This is a genomic window from Prauserella isguenensis, assembly GCF_014191605.1.
GTDB classification, from domain to species: Bacteria; Actinomycetota; Actinomycetes; order Mycobacteriales; family Pseudonocardiaceae; genus Prauserella; species Prauserella isguenensis.
On the sequence record NZ_JACHWU010000007.1, the window covers coordinates 115,246 to 130,288 of the forward strand.

17 protein-coding genes are annotated in these 15,043 nt (G+C 67.0%); 15 read left to right on the forward strand and 2 right to left on the reverse strand.

The features are described 5' to 3' along the window. Positions 1-51: 51 nt before the first annotated feature. Positions 52-600, forward strand: a complete 549-nt coding sequence (locus FHS23_RS20795) for a QsdR family transcriptional regulator (RefSeq protein WP_343054142.1) — start codon at positions 52-54, stop codon at positions 598-600. A gap of 63 nt (positions 601-663) precedes the next feature. On the opposite strand, the gene FHS23_RS20800 is transcribed toward FHS23_RS20795, so the two are convergent. Further along, positions 664-1,440, reverse strand: coding sequence for an IclR family transcriptional regulator domain-containing protein (locus FHS23_RS20800; RefSeq protein WP_183658747.1), 777 nt, complete (start codon positions 1,438-1,440; stop codon positions 664-666). A gap of 149 nt (positions 1,441-1,589) precedes the next feature. On the opposite strand from FHS23_RS20800, the gene FHS23_RS20805 reads away from it, so the two are divergent. The 14 genes from FHS23_RS20805 (at position 1,590) to FHS23_RS20870 (ending at position 14,769) form a co-directional block, all read left to right on the forward strand. Further along, positions 1,590-2,141 carry a flavin reductase family protein gene (locus FHS23_RS20805; protein ID WP_183658749.1) on the forward strand — a complete coding sequence of 184 codons (552 nt, stop codon included), beginning with the start codon at positions 1,590-1,592 and terminating at the stop codon, positions 2,139-2,141. 110 nt (positions 2,142-2,251) lie between these two features. After that, on the forward strand, positions 2,252-3,763 hold the full coding sequence (locus tag FHS23_RS20810) for a 4-hydroxyphenylacetate 3-hydroxylase family protein (protein ID WP_183658781.1): 1,512 nt from the start codon (positions 2,252-2,254) through the stop codon (positions 3,761-3,763). 27 nt (positions 3,764-3,790) lie between these two features. Continuing rightward, the gene (gene catA, locus FHS23_RS20815) at positions 3,791-4,645 is read left to right on the forward strand and encodes a catechol 1,2-dioxygenase (RefSeq protein WP_183658751.1); all 855 of its coding nucleotides are present in this window, start codon (positions 3,791-3,793) and stop codon (positions 4,643-4,645) included. A 61-nt stretch (positions 4,646-4,706) separates the two neighbouring features. Continuing rightward, on the forward strand, positions 4,707-5,828 hold the full coding sequence (locus FHS23_RS20820; protein ID WP_183658753.1) for a muconate/chloromuconate family cycloisomerase: 1,122 nt from the start codon (positions 4,707-4,709) through the stop codon (positions 5,826-5,828). Positions 5,829-5,834: 6 nt separating this feature from the next. Continuing rightward, complete coding sequence (catC, locus tag FHS23_RS20825; protein WP_183658755.1) at positions 5,835-6,122, forward strand: muconolactone Delta-isomerase; 288 nt, start codon at positions 5,835-5,837, stop codon at positions 6,120-6,122. Beyond that, a complete protein-coding gene (locus FHS23_RS20830) occupies positions 6,119-6,922 on the forward strand; it encodes an adenylyltransferase/cytidyltransferase family protein (protein ID WP_246382519.1) in 804 nt (267 codons plus the stop codon). The genes catC and FHS23_RS20830 overlap by 4 nt, the downstream gene beginning before the upstream one ends. Then, entirely contained in the window at positions 6,919-7,413 is a 495-nt protein-coding gene (locus tag FHS23_RS20835; protein ID WP_183658757.1) for a nuclear transport factor 2 family protein, read from the forward strand. The genes FHS23_RS20830 and FHS23_RS20835 overlap by 4 nt, the downstream gene beginning before the upstream one ends. Further along, the gene (gene pcaD / locus FHS23_RS20840) at positions 7,410-8,195 is read left to right on the forward strand and encodes a 3-oxoadipate enol-lactonase (RefSeq protein ID WP_183658759.1); all 786 of its coding nucleotides are present in this window, start codon (positions 7,410-7,412) and stop codon (positions 8,193-8,195) included. Before FHS23_RS20835 ends, pcaD begins: the two co-directional genes overlap by 4 nt. Further along, positions 8,188-8,931: a CoA transferase subunit A gene (locus FHS23_RS20845; protein ID WP_183658761.1), complete on the forward strand. Its 744-nt coding sequence runs from the start codon at positions 8,188-8,190 to the stop codon at positions 8,929-8,931. Before pcaD ends, FHS23_RS20845 begins: the two co-directional genes overlap by 8 nt. Further along, the gene (locus FHS23_RS20850) at positions 8,931-9,587 is read left to right on the forward strand and encodes a 3-oxoacid CoA-transferase subunit B (protein WP_183658762.1); all 657 of its coding nucleotides are present in this window, start codon (positions 8,931-8,933) and stop codon (positions 9,585-9,587) included. The genes FHS23_RS20845 and FHS23_RS20850 overlap by 1 nt, the downstream gene beginning before the upstream one ends. After that, on the forward strand, positions 9,580-10,791 hold the full coding sequence (locus FHS23_RS20855; protein ID WP_183658764.1) for an acetyl-CoA C-acetyltransferase: 1,212 nt from the start codon (positions 9,580-9,582) through the stop codon (positions 10,789-10,791). The genes FHS23_RS20850 and FHS23_RS20855 overlap by 8 nt, the downstream gene beginning before the upstream one ends. A gap of 294 nt (positions 10,792-11,085) precedes the next feature. Further along, positions 11,086-12,477, forward strand: coding sequence for an MFS transporter (locus FHS23_RS20860; protein WP_183658766.1), 1,392 nt, complete (start codon positions 11,086-11,088; stop codon positions 12,475-12,477). A 44-nt stretch (positions 12,478-12,521) separates the two neighbouring features. Continuing rightward, the gene (locus FHS23_RS20865; RefSeq protein ID WP_183658768.1) at positions 12,522-13,721 is read left to right on the forward strand and encodes an acyl-CoA dehydrogenase family protein; all 1,200 of its coding nucleotides are present in this window, start codon (positions 12,522-12,524) and stop codon (positions 13,719-13,721) included. Between the two features lie 55 nt (positions 13,722-13,776). Further along, positions 13,777-14,769, forward strand: a complete 993-nt coding sequence (locus FHS23_RS20870; RefSeq protein WP_221219891.1) for a MaoC family dehydratase — start codon at positions 13,777-13,779, stop codon at positions 14,767-14,769. Between the two features lie 88 nt (positions 14,770-14,857). On the opposite strand, the gene FHS23_RS22980 is transcribed toward FHS23_RS20870, so the two are convergent. Beyond that, a partial coding sequence (locus tag FHS23_RS22980) for a hypothetical protein (protein WP_221219892.1) occupies positions 14,858-15,043 on the reverse strand: 186 nt, incomplete at its 5' end.

Sequence of the window (15,043 nt, forward strand, 5' to 3'; positions counted from 1 at the left end):
CGAAGGAGGTGCCAGATCAGCCAGACACCCCTGGCGCGGCAGCTGGCCAACGTGGATAACCGACCGGATCCGCTCACCGCGTTCAAGGTCGCCCGGCGTTGGTTCAAGGCGGGCGAGCGCATCGAAATGCAGGAGTTGGCGGCCGAGATCGGGGTCAGCCGCGCCACCCTGTTTCGGTGGGTGGGCAGCAGAGACGCGTTGCTCACCGAGGTGTTGTGGTCGCTGGCACAGCCAACGCTGCGCGATGTCGTGGCGGCGACACCCGGCGAAGGCGGCGCCAAGGTGGCTGCGGCGCTGGGCCGGTTCGCCGAGGTGCTGCACGAGGCCGAGTACTTCCGGTCCTTCCTGCGGCGCGAGCCTGAGCGCGCGTTGCGAGTCCTGACCACCAGAGCGGGATCACTGCAGGGTCGGATGACGGCTGCGATGCAGGAGCTGTTGGAGCGGCACATGGATCCTGGTGCACTGCCGATGGAAAAGCCAGACCTGGCCTATCTGCTGGTGCGCGTCGTGGAGACGTTTCTCTACACCGACATCATCACCGGCGAGGAACCTGATCCGGCGAAGGTCCATCAGGCGGTGTCGGCACTACTGCGCGCCTGACATACCGCGGTACCCAGAGTGCGCGCGACCGTCCGCAGGTGAGGGGTGTCCTGCCGCCTGTTCTCAGGCGCCGAGTTCGTTGCTGATCTCGTCGGCGATGCGGACCAGAACCGGTACGAGGTCGCGCTCGACGCGTGCCGGGCTCATGCGGCCCGTCGACGTCGACGACGACAGGGCGGCAACGACGTGGCCTGCGTGGTTGTAGATCGGGGCGGACGCGGCGATCAGTCCGATCTCACGTTCCTCCGACACCAGCGACCAGCCCTGGTCGCGTACCCGCGTCAGCGTCTTGCGGAACTGGTCCGGGTTGGTGATCGTGTGCGGGGTCAGCGGCTGTAGTCCGGGGTTGGCCAGGTAATCCTCGACGAACTCGGCCGGGGCAGCGGCGAGTAGCACCCGCCCCATCGAGGTCGCGTGTGCCGGCACGCGGGTTCCCGCGGTGGCGTTGATGTTCAGGACGCGCTTCGCGGGTACGCGAGCGAGGTAGACGACGTCGCTACCGTCCATTGCGGATAGTGACGCCGATTCCTGCGTCTCTTCCACCAGTCGGCCCATGTGCGGCTCGGATACTGCGACGACTGCGCTGGAGGTCGTGAAGTGCTGTCCGATGGTCAGCACGCGCGGGGTCAGCTCCCAGTGGCTTCCACCGGTCGGCTGAACATAGCCGAGGTGTTGCAACGTCAACAGGATGCGCCGTACGGCCGGTCGCGACAAACCGGTCGCGTTGGCGATGTCGGTCAGGCTCGGGTTCCGCCGCTCGGAGTCGAATGCCAGCAGTACGGCGAACCCGCGCTCGATGCTCTGAATGCGGTCCTGTTCTCCAGTCTTTCCGTCGTTCACCTGCGCATCGTCCCACAGCGCCGGCCGCGTCGACGCTTCGCCCGAGAGGCGGCGGCGAATTGTGGGTTGACGACCGCGTCACACCATGCCAGTCTCTTCTGCACGCTAGTCGTGCAAACTGCACGCACAGCGTGCAGGAGGTGAAATCGATGGCGATCGACCCGAAAAAGCTGCGCGGGTGTCTCGGTCATTTCACGACCGGAGTCACCGTCATCACCTGCAGGGCGGAGGACGGTGAGCCGCACGGTGCCACCGTGAACGCCTTCACCGCGGTGTCGCTTGATCCGCCTCTCGTCCTCGTGTCCGTGGATCGGCGCTCGCGTCTCTGCGGGCTCATCGACTCGCGGCCGTTCACCGTCAACGTGCTCGAGGCGAGTCAGAAAGAGCTGGCGCTCCATTTCGCCGGCAAGCCCACCCAGGAGGTGCGCTGGGCACCGGACAGCGCCTGCGGTACCCCACAGCTCGACGGAACGCTGGCGCACATCGCCTGCAACCCGTGGCGTACCTACGACGGGGGCGACCACGTCCTGTTCCTGGGAGAAGTACAGGAGTTCCTGATTCACGAGGGCCGGCCGCTGTTGTTCCACACCGGCAAGTTCCATCACCTCGGCGGCGACCACGAGCCGCTGTTCTGGGACGAGTCGGCCGACGGACCGGGCGGCGTCGCGTTCCTCTCCGGTTCCACCGCAGGCTCCACCTGACCCGAGCCCGGGTTCACGTCCAGTTTTCGACAGATGAGGAGGCAGCAGTGACGCTGCAACAAGATCCCGCCAGTGCACCCACCGGGACGAACGGCCGGGTCACCCAGCCGATGACCGGCGACGAGTACATCGAGAGTCTCAAGGACGGCCGTGAGGTCCACCTGTACGGCGAGAAGGTGGACGACGTCACCACGCATCCGGCGTTCCGTAATGCCGTCCGGATGACCGCCCGGCTCTACGACGGTTTGCACGACACCGCCAAGCAGGATGTGCTTACCGTGCCGACCGACACGGGCAGTGCCGGATTCACCCACCCGTTCTTCCGCGCCCCGCGCTCGGCGGAGGACATGAAGAAGGACCAGGGCGCCATCGCCGAATGGGCCCGGATGACCTACGGGTTCATGGGCCGCAGCCCCGACTACAAGGCGAGCTTCCTCGGCACCCTCGGTGCGAACCCCGACTTCTGGGACCCGTACGCCGACAACGCCCGGCGCTGGTACACCGAGTCGCAGGAGAAGGTTCTCTACTGGAACCACGCCATCGTCAACCCGCCGGTCGACCGCGATCGCGGTCCCGACGAGGTGGCCGACGTGTTCATGCACGTCGAGGAGGAGAACGACAAGGGTCTCGTGGTCTCGGGTGCGAAGGTCGTCGCCACGGGCTCGGCGATCACCCACTTCAACTTCCTGGCCCACTACGGACTGCCGATCAAGAAGCGCGAGTACTCGCTGGTCTGCACCGTGCCGATGGGTGCTCCGGGCATGAAACTGATCTGTCGGCCGTCCTACTCCCAGCAGGCGGGCATCATGGGAAGTCCGTTCGACTACCCGTTGTCCAGCCGACTGGACGAGAACGACACGATCTTCATCCTCGACAAGACGCTGATCCCGTGGGAGAACGTCTTCGTCTACGGCGACGCGGAGAAGGCATCGAGCTTCGTTCCCGCTTCCGGGTTCCTTCACCGCTTCACCTTCCAAGGTGTGACACGCCTGGCCGTCAAACTGGACTTCCTCGCCGGTCTGCTGATGAAGGGGCTCGAGGTCACCGGCACCAAGGACTTCCGCGGTGTGCAGACCCGTGTCGGTGAGGTGCTCGCCTGGCGGAACCTGTTCTGGGGCCTGTCCGACGCCATGTGCGCCAACCCCGAGGAATGGCTGGGCGGCACGGTCCTGCCGAAGCACGAGTACGGCATGGCGTACCGCTGGTTCATGACCGTCGGCTATCCGCGGGTACGCGAGATCATCATGCAGGACCTGGGCTCCTCGCTCATCTACCTGCCCAGCCATTCGACGGACTTCATGGATCCGAGTGTTCGTCCGTACCTGGACAAGTACGTGCGCGGTTCGAACGGCTACGAAGCAGTCGACCGCGTCAAGCTGATGAAGCTGATCTGGGACTCGATCGGTTCCGAGTTCGGTTCCCGCCACGAGCTCTACGAGCGCAACTACGCGGGTAACCACGAGGGGGTGCGTGCCGAGATGGTCGCCGACGCCGACATGTCGGGCACCAGCGACGCGTTGAAGGGCTTCGCCGAACAGTGCATGTCCGAGTACGGACTGGACGGTTGGCAGGCGCCCGACCTCATCAATCCCGACGACGTGTCCGTCATCGGCAAGCGCTGACGAGCGGGTCGGATCAAGGAGCTCATCATGACCGCTACTCATGACTCACCCACTGCCGCAGGCTCGGGCGATTCGGCCACCAAGGCGTTTCGAGCGAGCCGGGACAGTGCCTCCGTCGGCCCCGCCGTCTCCCAGGAGCGGGTGTCGGAGGTCGTGACGCACCTGTTGGCCGGAATCCACAGCACCATCCGGTCGAAGAAGGTGACCTACGACGAGTTCCAGGCCGCCAAGCAGTACCTGATCGACGTCGGGGAGGGCGGTGAATGGCCGCTGATTCTGGACGTGTTCGTCGAGCACGTGGTCGAGGACGTCGCCGCCGAAGCCCAGGACGGAACCAAGGGTTCCATTCTCGGGCCGTACTACCTGCCCGGCCAGGTTCGGCTCGACACTCCGGCGACCTTGCCCCGACGGGCCGACGAGCAGGGTACCGAACTGCTGTTCGCCGGCCAGGTCCGTGACACGGCGGGAAACCCGGTGCCAGGCGCGGAGCTGGACGTCTGGCAGGCCGACCACGAGGGCTACTACTCCGGGTTCGCACCGCACCTGCCGGACGGCAACCTCCGCGGTGTCGTCGTCGCCGACGCGCAGGGAAAGTTCGAGATCCACACGATCGAACCCGCGGCGTATCAGATTCCGACCGACGGTCCGACCGGCGCGTTGATCGAAGCCGCGGGTTGGCACCCGTGGCGACCGGCGCACCTGCACCTGATGGTCCGCGCGCCGGAGCACCGGACGATCACCACGCAGCTCTATTTCCGCGGTGGGGAGTGGCTCGACAGCGATGTGGCATCCGCGACCAAGCCGGAGCTGATCCTCGACCCCGTGGACAACGGGGACGGGACGCGATCGGTGACGTACGACTTCACGCTCGAGCCCGCGTGAGACCGACGCCGGGCCGGACCGACGACATCCGGCCCGGCGTCACGACGGAAAGGAGGTCGCGATGAGCGACCTGCGGATCGACGGCGTCGAGACCGTGATCGTCGACATCCCGATGCGCCGGGCGCACCGCTTCGCTCGGGTGGGCATGAATACTCAGCCCGTTCTCTACGTCTTCGTCCGGACCGCAGGCGGCGTCACGGGAGTAGGCGAGGGTGTCGTACCCGGGGGCCCGTGGTGGGGCGGAGAGTCCGTCGAAACCATGCAACTGGTCATCGAGCGCTACTTGACGCCGATCCTGTTGGGGCGGCGGGTCGACGAGATCGCCACGATCATGCGTGACGGCTCCGATGCCGTCGCGGCGAACCTGTTCGCCAAGACCGCCGTCGAGGTGGCACTGCACGACGCGTGGGCCCGCCACCTCGAGGTCCCGGTGCACACTCTGCTCGGCGGGGCCTGCCGGACGAGTGTCGACGTCACGTGGGCACTGGGAGCCGAGTCGGCCGACGTGGTCGTCGAAGAGGCCCTGGCCAAGCTGGATTCCGGGCTGCACACCTCGTTCAAGTTGAAGATGGGGGCCCTGGCTCCGAACGAGGACGTAGCGCGGGTCACCGAGGTCGCGGAGAAGCTCGCCGGGACGGCGGGCGTGCGGGTCGACATCAACGCCCGCTGGGACCGGCCGACAGCGTTGGCCCAGCTACCCGCGCTGGCTGCGGCCGGCGTGGAGATGATCGAACAACCGGTGGCAGGACACGATGTCGAGGCGCTCGCGGCGATCTCGGCCGCGTTGTCTATCCCGGTGATGGCCGACGAGAGCCTGCGTACCCCCGCGGACGCACTGCAACTGGCGAAGGCACAGGCGGCCGGGATCTTCGCGGTCAAGACCACCAAGTCCGGAGGACTGCGGGCGAGCCGGGCGATCGGCGAGATCGCGGCCGCGGCCGGTATTCCGTGCTATGCGGCGACATCGATCGAAAGCCCTGTCGGTACGGCAGCTTCACTGCATGCTGCCTGTACCAGCCCGGCCACGGGATGGGGCAGCGAACTGTTCGGTCCGCTGTTGCTGGCGGAAGAGATGCTCGTCGACCCGTTGGTCTACGACGCCGACGGAGTGCATCTGCCGGATGGTCCCGGGCTCGGCGTCGAACTCGATCCCGCCAAGGTTCGGGCGTTCCGAAGGAGCTGATTGTCGATGCTGTTCCACGTCCACATGGAAGTAGCCATCCCTCACGACCTCGATCCCGATCGACGTGCGGCGCTCATCGCCGAGGAGAAGTCCCGGGCCCTGGAACTCCAACGTTCCGGCGTCTGGCCACACTTGTGGCGTGTCGTCGGGGAATACGCGAACATCAGCATCTTCGACGTGGAATCGGGCGACGACCTGCACGCCCTGCTGTCGTCGTTGCCGTTGTTCCCGTACATGAAGATCGACGTCACGCCGCTGGCCACACATCCGTCCGACCTGCGGGAACAGTCATGACCGCCGTGTTGCGGTCCGCGCAGGACCGGTCGATGCTGTGGGACGGCCTCGACGAGGTTCCCGTCGACTTCGGCCCGACCGTGCTGACGATCGGCGTGTTCGACGGACTGCATCGTGGGCATCGCAGTCTGATCGCCGAGGCACGGCGCATCGCGGATCAACGAGGACTGCCACTGGTGATGGTCACGTTCGACCCTCATCCGGCGCGGGTACTGGGTCTGCCCAAGGACACGGCCACGCTCTGCAGTGTCGGCCAGCGTGCCGAACTTGCGGCTGCGGCCGGCGTCGACGCCGTGTGCGTGTTGCGCTTCACCCGCGAACTGGCCGGCCTGTCCCCGGAGGACTTCGCCTCGGTGTGTTTGGCCGACCGGCTCGACGCCCGTGCGGTTGTCGTGGGCGAGAACTTCACCTTCGGTGCCAGGGCTGCCGGCAACGTCGACACATTGCACGAGATCGGCGGGGAACTGGGCTTCTCCGTGACGGCGGTTCCGCTGCTGCCCGCCGGGGACGCTCCCTGCTCCTCGACCTACACCCGACAACGTCTCCGCGAAGGCGATCTGGCGGCGGCGACGCAGGCGCTCGGACGCCCCCACCGGGTCGACGGTTATCGCGTGGGAAGCCGCGTCGACCTCACCGAGGACACCGCGTTGCCCCCGCCAGGACGATACGCCGCCGTGGTCAACGGCCGTGCCGACGTCGTCGACGTCGTCGGTGCGGGCACCCTGCGGGTCGAGAACAGCCATCCCGGCGACGGCCCGGTGACCGTCCATTTCCACACGCGAGCGGAGGACAAGTCATGAACGATAACCTCCTGGATCGGGTCGCCCGGTTGGAGGCGTTGGAGGCGATCCGTGACGTGGACGCGCGGTACTGCCGCGCACTGGACGACGGCGACTGGGACACGCTCGTCTCACTGTTCACGGTCGACGGCGAGTTCGTGGGCCTGTCCCGTGCGCGCGGGCATGCCGAACTGCGCAGCTTCTTCGCCGGTCTCGCGGAGGCAGGACTCACCGCATTCTGGCATCACGTCACCAATCTCGAGATCACTCTCGACGGCCCGGACGAGGCGCGGGCACGGTCGCTGTTGTGGCAGCCCTGCGTGCAGGACGGTGTCCCGCACATCGCGGCCGGCCATTACACCGACACGCTGCGGCGGGTCGACGGCGACTGGCGTTATGTCACCAAGCAGGTGTCGTTCGACTACTTCGTCCCGCTCGCGGACGGGTGGGACCACGGCCGTTTCACCGTGGCGTCCGCCGCCGCTACCTACCCAGGGAGGCAGTTCGCGTGACCACCACCGCACTCCACCACCGGATCGACGGGCCGGACGGAGCTCCCGTCCTCGTGCTCGGTCCGTCACTCGGTACCGACCTGCACTTGTTCGACGCCCAGGTCGACGCTCTCGCCGACCGTTACCGCATCGTTCGTTTCGACCTGCCGGGACACGGACAGAGCCCGTCACCGGCCGGTCCCTACACGATGCGGGGCCTGGCGGACGACGTCGTCGCGTTGCTCGATCGACTCGGTATGGACCGCGTTCACTACGCCGGGGTGTCCATCGGCGGAGCCATCGGCCAGCAGGTCGCCCTGGACCATCCGGAGCGCGTGCTGAGCCTCGCGGCGATGGCCTCCGCGGCCCGCTTCGCCGATCCCGAGAGCTGGCCGAAGCGCGCCGCGACCGTCCGGGAGAAGGGTCCGGACGCCATGGTCGCGAGCCGGCCCGGCACCTGGTACGTGCCGTCCTTCTCCGACACCGACGAGGCGCGACGACTCCTGAGCATGCTGCGCGCGACCACCGCCGAGGGGTATGCAGGTTGCTGCGAGGCGATCTCGGGTTTCGACGTTCGTGACAGGCTCGCCGAGGTGCGGGTGCCCGTGCTCGCCGTCGCCGGCGCCGAGGACCCCGCCACTCCGCCGCAGATGGTCCGGATCATCGCGGACAGCGCTGCGGTGGGCCGGTTCGAGGTCATCGAGGACGCTGCGCATCTGCTCAACGTGGAGCAATCCGAGCAGGTCAACGGATTGCTCGCCGAGCACCTCGCCGACGCCGTCGCCGGGAGCCGACATGGATAAGACCGTGGCGACGGCGGCCGAGGCCGTCGGCGATATCACTGACGGTTCCTCGTTGGCCGTTGGCGGTTTCGGGATGTGCGGAGTGCCGACCGTCCTGATCGCCGCGCTGCTGGAACAGGGGGCACGGGACCTCGAGACGATCTCGAACAACCTGGGCGTCGACGGTTTCGGCCTGGGCACCCTGTTGTCGGCCGGACGGATCCGTCGAACGATCGGCTCCTACATCGGCAACAACAAGGAGTTCGCCCGGCAGTACCTCGCCGGGGACATCGAAGTGGAACTCACGCCGCAGGGCACACTCGCCGAGCGGTTACGAGCAGGCGGGTCCGGAATCCCGGCCTTCTACACCCCCGCGGGCGTCGGCACGCTCGTCGCCGAGGGAGGGCTGCCGTGGCGGTACGCACCGGACGGCTCGGTCGCGGTGCTGTCACCACCGAAGGAAGTGCGCACGTTCGACGGCGCCGACTATGTCCTCGAACGCGCGTTGGCACCCGACTTCGCGTTGGTGCATGCCTGGAAGGGCGACCGGCACGGCAACCTCGTCTATCGGCGGTCCGCGCGCAACTTCAATCCGGACGCCGCCGCGGCCGGGCGGTTCACGATCGCTCAGGTCGAACACCTCGTGGAGCCGGGCGAGATCGACGCCGACGACGTGCACACTCCCGGAATCCATGTCGAACGCGTGCTGCACGTGCCCGATGTGGACAAACCGATCGAGTTCAGGACGGTGTGCTGATGCCTCTCACCAGGAACGAGATGGCGGCCAAGGTCGCCCAGGAACTACCCGACGGCGCCTACGTCAATCTCGGAATCGGTATGCCGACATTGGTCCCCGGGTACATCCCGGCGGGCCGGACGGTGATCCTGCACGCGGAGAACGGAATCCTCGGTGTCGGTCCTTACCCGACCGAGAACGAGGTCGATGCGGACCTGATCAACGCGGGCAAGGAGACGGTGACCGTCAACGCCGGCGCGGCGTACTTCGGTTCGTCGTCCTCCTTCGGCCAGATCCGTGCGGGCAAGCTCGACGTCGCCGTTCTCGGCGCGTTACAGGTGGCGTCGAACGGCGACCTCGCCAACTGGGCGGTACCCGGCAAGATGATCAAGGGTATGGGCGGGGCGATGGATCTCGTACACGGCGCGAAGAAGGTCGTCGTGATGATGGAACACGTGGCCAAGGACGGTTCGCCGAAGATCGTCGACCAGTGCGACCTGCCGATCACCGGGCGCGGGTGCGTCACCCGCATCGTCACCGATCTCGCCGTCGTCGACGTCACTGCGACCGGGCTCGAACTGGTCGAAACGGCTCCGGGGGTCAGCGCCGCCGAGGTCCGGGACAAGACCGCAGCGCCGTTGCATGGGCGCGATGGGGAAAGGACCGTCGATGCGTGACGCCGTCATATGTGAGCCATTGCGCACTCCGGTCGGCGCGTTCGGCGGAGCGCTGCGTGGTGTGCCCGCGCACACTCTCGCGACGACCGTGATCCGCTCTCTGCTCGATCGCGCCGATCTCGACCCTGCCGCCGTTGACGACGTGGTGCTGGGCAACTGTTATCCGACGATGGAGGCACCGGCGATCGGCCGGGTCGCCGCCCTTGACGCAGGGCTCCCGGTCGGCGTGAGCGGGTTGCAGATCGACCGGCGTTGCGGGTCCGGGTTGCAGGCCGTGCTGTATGCAGCAGCGCAGGTACAGTCCGGATCGACCGAAGTCGTGCTGGCGGGCGGCGTCGAATCCATGTCGAACGCGCCGTTCTACTCCACGCGCATGCGTTGGGGTGCTCGCGGCGGATCCGGGGTGATGCTGCACGACGCACTCGCGCGTGGCCGGGTGACGGCCGGCGGTGAGCAGCACCCGGTTCCCGGCGGCATGATCGAAACCGCGGAGAACCTGCGCCGGGAGTACTCGATCCCGCGCGCCGAACAGGACGAGCTCTCGGTGCGCTCCCACGAGAGGGCGACCGCGGCGCAGCACGAAGGCCGTTTCGTCGACGAACTCGTACCTGTCGCGGTCCCGGGCCGCACAGGCGACACCGTTGTGGACGCCGACGAGCACGTACGTCCCGGGACGACCGTCGAGAAGCTCGCGACCTTGCGGCCGATACTGGGCGGCGACGACAGCGCGGCGACGGTGACCGCGGGCAACGCCTCCGGGCAGAACGACGGCGCTGCGCTCTGCGTGGTGACCAGTCCGGAGAAGGCCGCCGAGCTGGGCCTGCGTCCCGTGCTGCGGCTCGTGTCCTGGGGCCTTGGCGGGGTGGCGCCCGCGAGGATGGGTATCGGACCGGTTCCTGCCACGGCGAAGGCACTCGACGCCGCGGAGCTGACGTTGTCCGACATCGACCTGATCGAGCTGAACGAAGCGTTCGCCGCGCAGGTACTGGCCTGCACCCGCGAGTGGGGGTTCGCCAAGGCGGACTTCGAGCGGCTGAACGTCAACGGGTCGGGGATCTCACTGGGCCACCCGGTCGGCGCGACCGGTGGGCGCATCCTCGCCACGTTAGCCAGGGAGATGGTCCGGCGCGACGCCCGCTACGGCCTGGAGACGATGTGTATCGGTGGGGGCCAGGGACTCGCGGCGATCTTCGAGCGGTTCTGAGGAGTGGGCCGTCGGCGCCGCTCGTGGTCGACGGCATGCGGCGTCGACGGCAGCAGCGAGCTGACGGCGTGGGCGGGATCCGGTATCGGCTCTCCCACTCATGTGCTGCGCGTGCGGTCTGCTCGTCGAGCTGAGTGTGCGCGCGCGGTGGTACCGGCTGGGTTGCACGAGCGCGGACCGCGCCCGCGAGGGCGTTCGCGGCGCGAAGGCACGGCGCGATGTGTATGGCGCGATGTGTATGGCGCGATGTGTATGGCGCGAAGGTGCGGCGCGATGTGTATGAAAGGTAGTTCGATGTCCGACGAACCGAAACGTTCCCCCGGGGTGAATGCGGCGGGATCCGCGCCCAGTCGTACCGTCCTCCGGCGAGTCGCGGGCGCTGTGCTGCTCGGTTCCGCGCTGGAGTGGTACGACTACTTCCTGTTCGGTGCGGCGGCTGCGCTGGTGTTCGACACGGTCTTCTTCCCCTCGCACGATCCAGCGGTCGCGGTACTGTTGTCGTTGGCGACGTTCGGTGCCGGGTTCGTGGCACGTCCGGTCGGCGCGGTGGTGTTCGGCCGTATCGGCGACAAGTACGGCCGCCGGCCCGCTCTCGTTGCCACCGTGCTCCTGATGGGCCTGGCGACGACGGCGATGGCACTCATCCCGCCACACGCGTCGATCGGTGTATGGGCTCCGATCCTGCTCGTCATCGCGCGCCTGCTGCAGGGCATGGGATCCGGTGCAGAGTACAGCGGTGCTTCGGTGTTCGCCGTCGAGTACGCGCCGAAGAACCGACGCGGCCTCTACGGCTCGCTCTCCGCGGCCGGTGTGTACCTCGGCATGGTGCTGTCGTCGGCAACCGTGCTGTTGGTCACCACTCTTACCACCGAAGACCAGTTCGCGTCCTGGGGTTGGCGGATTCCCTTCCTCGCGAGTCTGGTGCTCGTCGCATTGGGGCTGTGGATCCGCGTGCGCTTGGACGAGACGCCGGCGTTCGAGCACGAGGTCGCCGGCACTGCGGAGAAGCCGACGGCGTCATTGCGGACGGTGTTGCGTACCGAATGGCGTAGTATGATCCTCGTCGCCGCACTGGTTGCCGCGCCGCTCGCACTAAGTCACCTGTACCAGGTGTTCGCACTATCCTATCTGGACTCGTCGGGTTACTCGGCGGGGATCGGGACGTTGGGTCTCATGATCGCCGGCGTCACGGTCATGGTCACGGCGCCGCTCGCCGGTGTGGCGTCCGATCGTTTCGGTCGCCGTCCCGTTCTGATGACGGGAGCGGGATTCGCCATCGCCTTCGCGTTTCCGTTCTTCTGGCTGGTCGATTCGGGGCAGCCCGGACTTGCCGTGCTTGCCATGGCGGTCGCTCAGGGTGGCAGCGTGGGAATCGCCTTCGGCGTCCAGGGTGTACTTCTGGCCGAGTTGTTCAGCACCGGCGGGCGATACAGCGGCGCCGCGATCAGCCGGGAGGCGGCCGCGGTGGTGTTCGGTGGGTTCGCTCCGTTCCTCGCCGCAACGCTGTCGGCCAGTGCGGGTGGCGCGCCCTGGCCGGTAGCGCTGTACGTGATCGCACTGGGGCTTATCACTCTCATCGGTGGGTGGTGTGCGCCGGAGACGTCCCGACGATCGCTGACCGTTCCCGCCGCTGATTCGCCGGGGGTCGACGGCGCCACGGCCGACGTCGTCGATCATCAACGGTGACCTTGCTTCCCACGGCCCATAATCGACAACTCCGGGAGGAAACTATGGCCAGGCTGGCGCAGACCCCCGATCTCACGGATGTGCAACGTGAGATCCTTTCCACGGTACGATCCTTTGTGGATAAAGAGATCATCCCGCATGCTCAAGAGCTCGAGCACGCAGATTCCTACCCGAGCGACATCGTCGAAGGTATGAAGGACATGGGTCTTTTCGGCCTGACGATTCCGGAGGAGTACGGCGGCCTCGGGGAGTCGCTGCTGACCTACGCGCTTGTGGTCGAAGAGATCGCTCGCGGTTGGATGAGCGTGTCGGGTGTGATCAACACGCATTTCATCGTGGCGCACATGATCACCCGACACGGCACGGAGGAGCAGAAGCGGCGGTTCCTGCCGAGAATGGCGAGCGGCGAAGTTCGAGGTTCCTTCTCCATGTCCGAGCCGGATCTCGGCTCGGACGTCGCCGCGATCAAGACTCGAGCGAAGAAGACCGGCGATGAGGGTTATGTCGTCGACGGCTCGAAGATGTGGTTGACGAACGGGGGCAGCTCCAATCTGATCGCGCTGCTGGCCAAGACCGACGAAGGTGCCGGCGAGGCACACAAGAACCTGACGACGTTCCTGGTCGAGAAGCCGGAGGGTTTCGGCGAGGTGGCGCCGGGACTGACCATCCCGGGCAAGATCGACAAGATGGGGTACAAGGGCGTCGATACGACCGAGGCGGTGTTCGACGGCTTCGCGATCGGCCCGGAGTGCGTCCTGGGTGGCGAGTCCGGTCGCGGATTCGCGCACATGATGGACGGTGTCGAGGTGGGCCGGGTTAATGTGGCGGCACGTGCGTGCGGCATCGCGGTCCGTGCGTTCGAGTTGGCGGTGGAGTACGCGCAACAGCGGCAGACGTTCGGGAAGCCGATCGCGCAGCATCAGGCCATCGCGTTCAAGCTCGCGGAGATGGCGACGAAGGTCGAAGCGGCGCACGTGATGATGGTCAATGCGGCGCGGCTGAAGGACTCCGGCGAGCGTAATGATGTCGAGGCGGGGATGGCGAAACTCATCGCCAGTGAGTACTGCGCCGAGGTGACCCAGGACGCGTTCCGTATTCATGGCGGCTATGGCTACTCGAAGGAGTACGAGATCGAGCGGTTGATGCGGGAGGCGCCCTTCCTGCTCATCGGCGAGGGAACCAGTGAGATTCAGAAGACGATCATCAGCCGCGGCCTTCTCCGCGAGTACGGATCCCGGGCCTGAGACGGCGTCACCGGACTCCCACACCATCGGATGCCGACGACCTGGAGCGTGAGACATGGACGACTGCATGATCGCGGAAGGCCCGTACTTCGACGAGCTCGGCGTCGGCCAGGTCTTCGACGCCGCGCCCGGCCTGACGCTGAGTTCCGGCTTGGCACAGGCGCATCGGTCCATCATCGGTGAACGCCTGATGCTGCCGCTGGACGATGTGCTGTCAACGGCGGTCACCGGTACTGCCGGACTCGCTTCGCCAGGGTTGGTCTGGGACGTGGCGATCGGACAATCCACGGTGGCGACGCACCACGTGAAGGCCAACCTGTTCTACCGCGGATTGGTGTTCCATCGAGCTCCGGTCCTCGGTGACACGCTGCGGACACGGACGGAAGTCGTCGCCCTGCGTCAGAATCAACCACGAGAAGGGCGTCGCTCGACAGGACTCGCCGCGTTGCGCATCACCACTTCGGACCAGAACGGTCGGCCGGTGCTCGACTTCTGGCGTTGCGCCATGCTGCCGACCCGCGATCCGGACGCGCGAACAGGCCATGCGGACGATCTCGACAGCGTCGGCGTGACCTCGGAACACGCGCCGTTGGCTCGGGTGGCGGACGGTTGGGATCTCGAACCGTTGCGGCGCCACGGGCCTGGGTTCGACGACCTCGTGGAGGGGCAGTGCATCGAGGTCGGCGGTGGTGATGTCGTGTCCAGTGCGCCGGAGCTGGCCCGACTCACGCTCAATGTCGCGAAGGTTCATCACGACGCCGAGGCGGCCGGCGGCACACGGCTGGTCTACGGCGGCCACACGATCGGACTCGCGTTCGCACAGGTCACGCGCGCCCTGCCCGGTATCGCGACGGTGACCGGCTGGCACGGCTGCGACCATGTCGGCCCCGTGCACGAGGGCGACACGCTCCGCAGCACGATCACCGTGGAGCGATTGGAGCCGTTGCGCGCCGGGGGGTTGGCGCACCTACGTTCCAGGGTGGCTGCCGGCAGTGGACAGGAGCGGCGCGACGTTCTCGATTGGCGATTCGCTGCGCTCGTCCCCTAGATGGCGCATTCTCGCGACCGGCGGCCGAGAAGGTTCACGCGATCGTCCTCGCCGGGGCCGTCGCCCCCGACCAGGGTGCGGGCACGGGTCAGCGTGGTGTGGCCCGGTCGCCGTTGTGTTGGGCGGGCCGGTCGGTGACGGGGTGGTGCGTCGGGTCCGGGCTTCTTGTGGAGTCGGGCTGCCTGTCGTCGGCGTAGCGTTCGAGGATTTCTTGGGAGTGGTGTTCGGCTCCGAGGGCGGAGTCGGTGAATTCCGGGGTGTTGAATATTTCGCC

Coding starts and splice junctions, on each gene's coding strand:
- FHS23_RS20805 (WP_183658749.1), top strand. CDS start 1,590: ATGGCGATCGACCCGAAAAAGCTGCGCGGGTGTCTCGGTCATTTCACG.
- FHS23_RS20810 (WP_183658781.1), top strand. CDS start 2,252: ATGACCGGCGACGAGTACATCGAGAGTCTCAAGGACGGCCGTGAGGTC.
- catA (WP_183658751.1), top strand. CDS start 3,791: ATGACCGCTACTCATGACTCACCCACTGCCGCAGGCTCGGGCGATTCG.
- FHS23_RS20820 (WP_183658753.1), top strand. CDS start 4,707: ATGAGCGACCTGCGGATCGACGGCGTCGAGACCGTGATCGTCGACATC.
- catC (WP_183658755.1), top strand. CDS start 5,835: ATGCTGTTCCACGTCCACATGGAAGTAGCCATCCCTCACGACCTCGAT.
- FHS23_RS20830 (WP_246382519.1), top strand. CDS start 6,119: ATGACCGCCGTGTTGCGGTCCGCGCAGGACCGGTCGATGCTGTGGGAC.
- FHS23_RS20835 (WP_183658757.1), top strand. CDS start 6,919: ATGAACGATAACCTCCTGGATCGGGTCGCCCGGTTGGAGGCGTTGGAG.
- FHS23_RS20845 (WP_183658761.1), top strand. CDS start 8,188: ATGGATAAGACCGTGGCGACGGCGGCCGAGGCCGTCGGCGATATCACT.
- FHS23_RS20850 (WP_183658762.1), top strand. CDS start 8,931: ATGCCTCTCACCAGGAACGAGATGGCGGCCAAGGTCGCCCAGGAACTA.
- FHS23_RS20855 (WP_183658764.1), top strand. CDS start 9,580: ATGCGTGACGCCGTCATATGTGAGCCATTGCGCACTCCGGTCGGCGCG.
- FHS23_RS20860 (WP_183658766.1), top strand. CDS start 11,086: ATGTCCGACGAACCGAAACGTTCCCCCGGGGTGAATGCGGCGGGATCC.
- FHS23_RS20865 (WP_183658768.1), top strand. CDS start 12,522: ATGGCCAGGCTGGCGCAGACCCCCGATCTCACGGATGTGCAACGTGAG.
- FHS23_RS20870 (WP_221219891.1), top strand. CDS start 13,777: ATGGACGACTGCATGATCGCGGAAGGCCCGTACTTCGACGAGCTCGGC.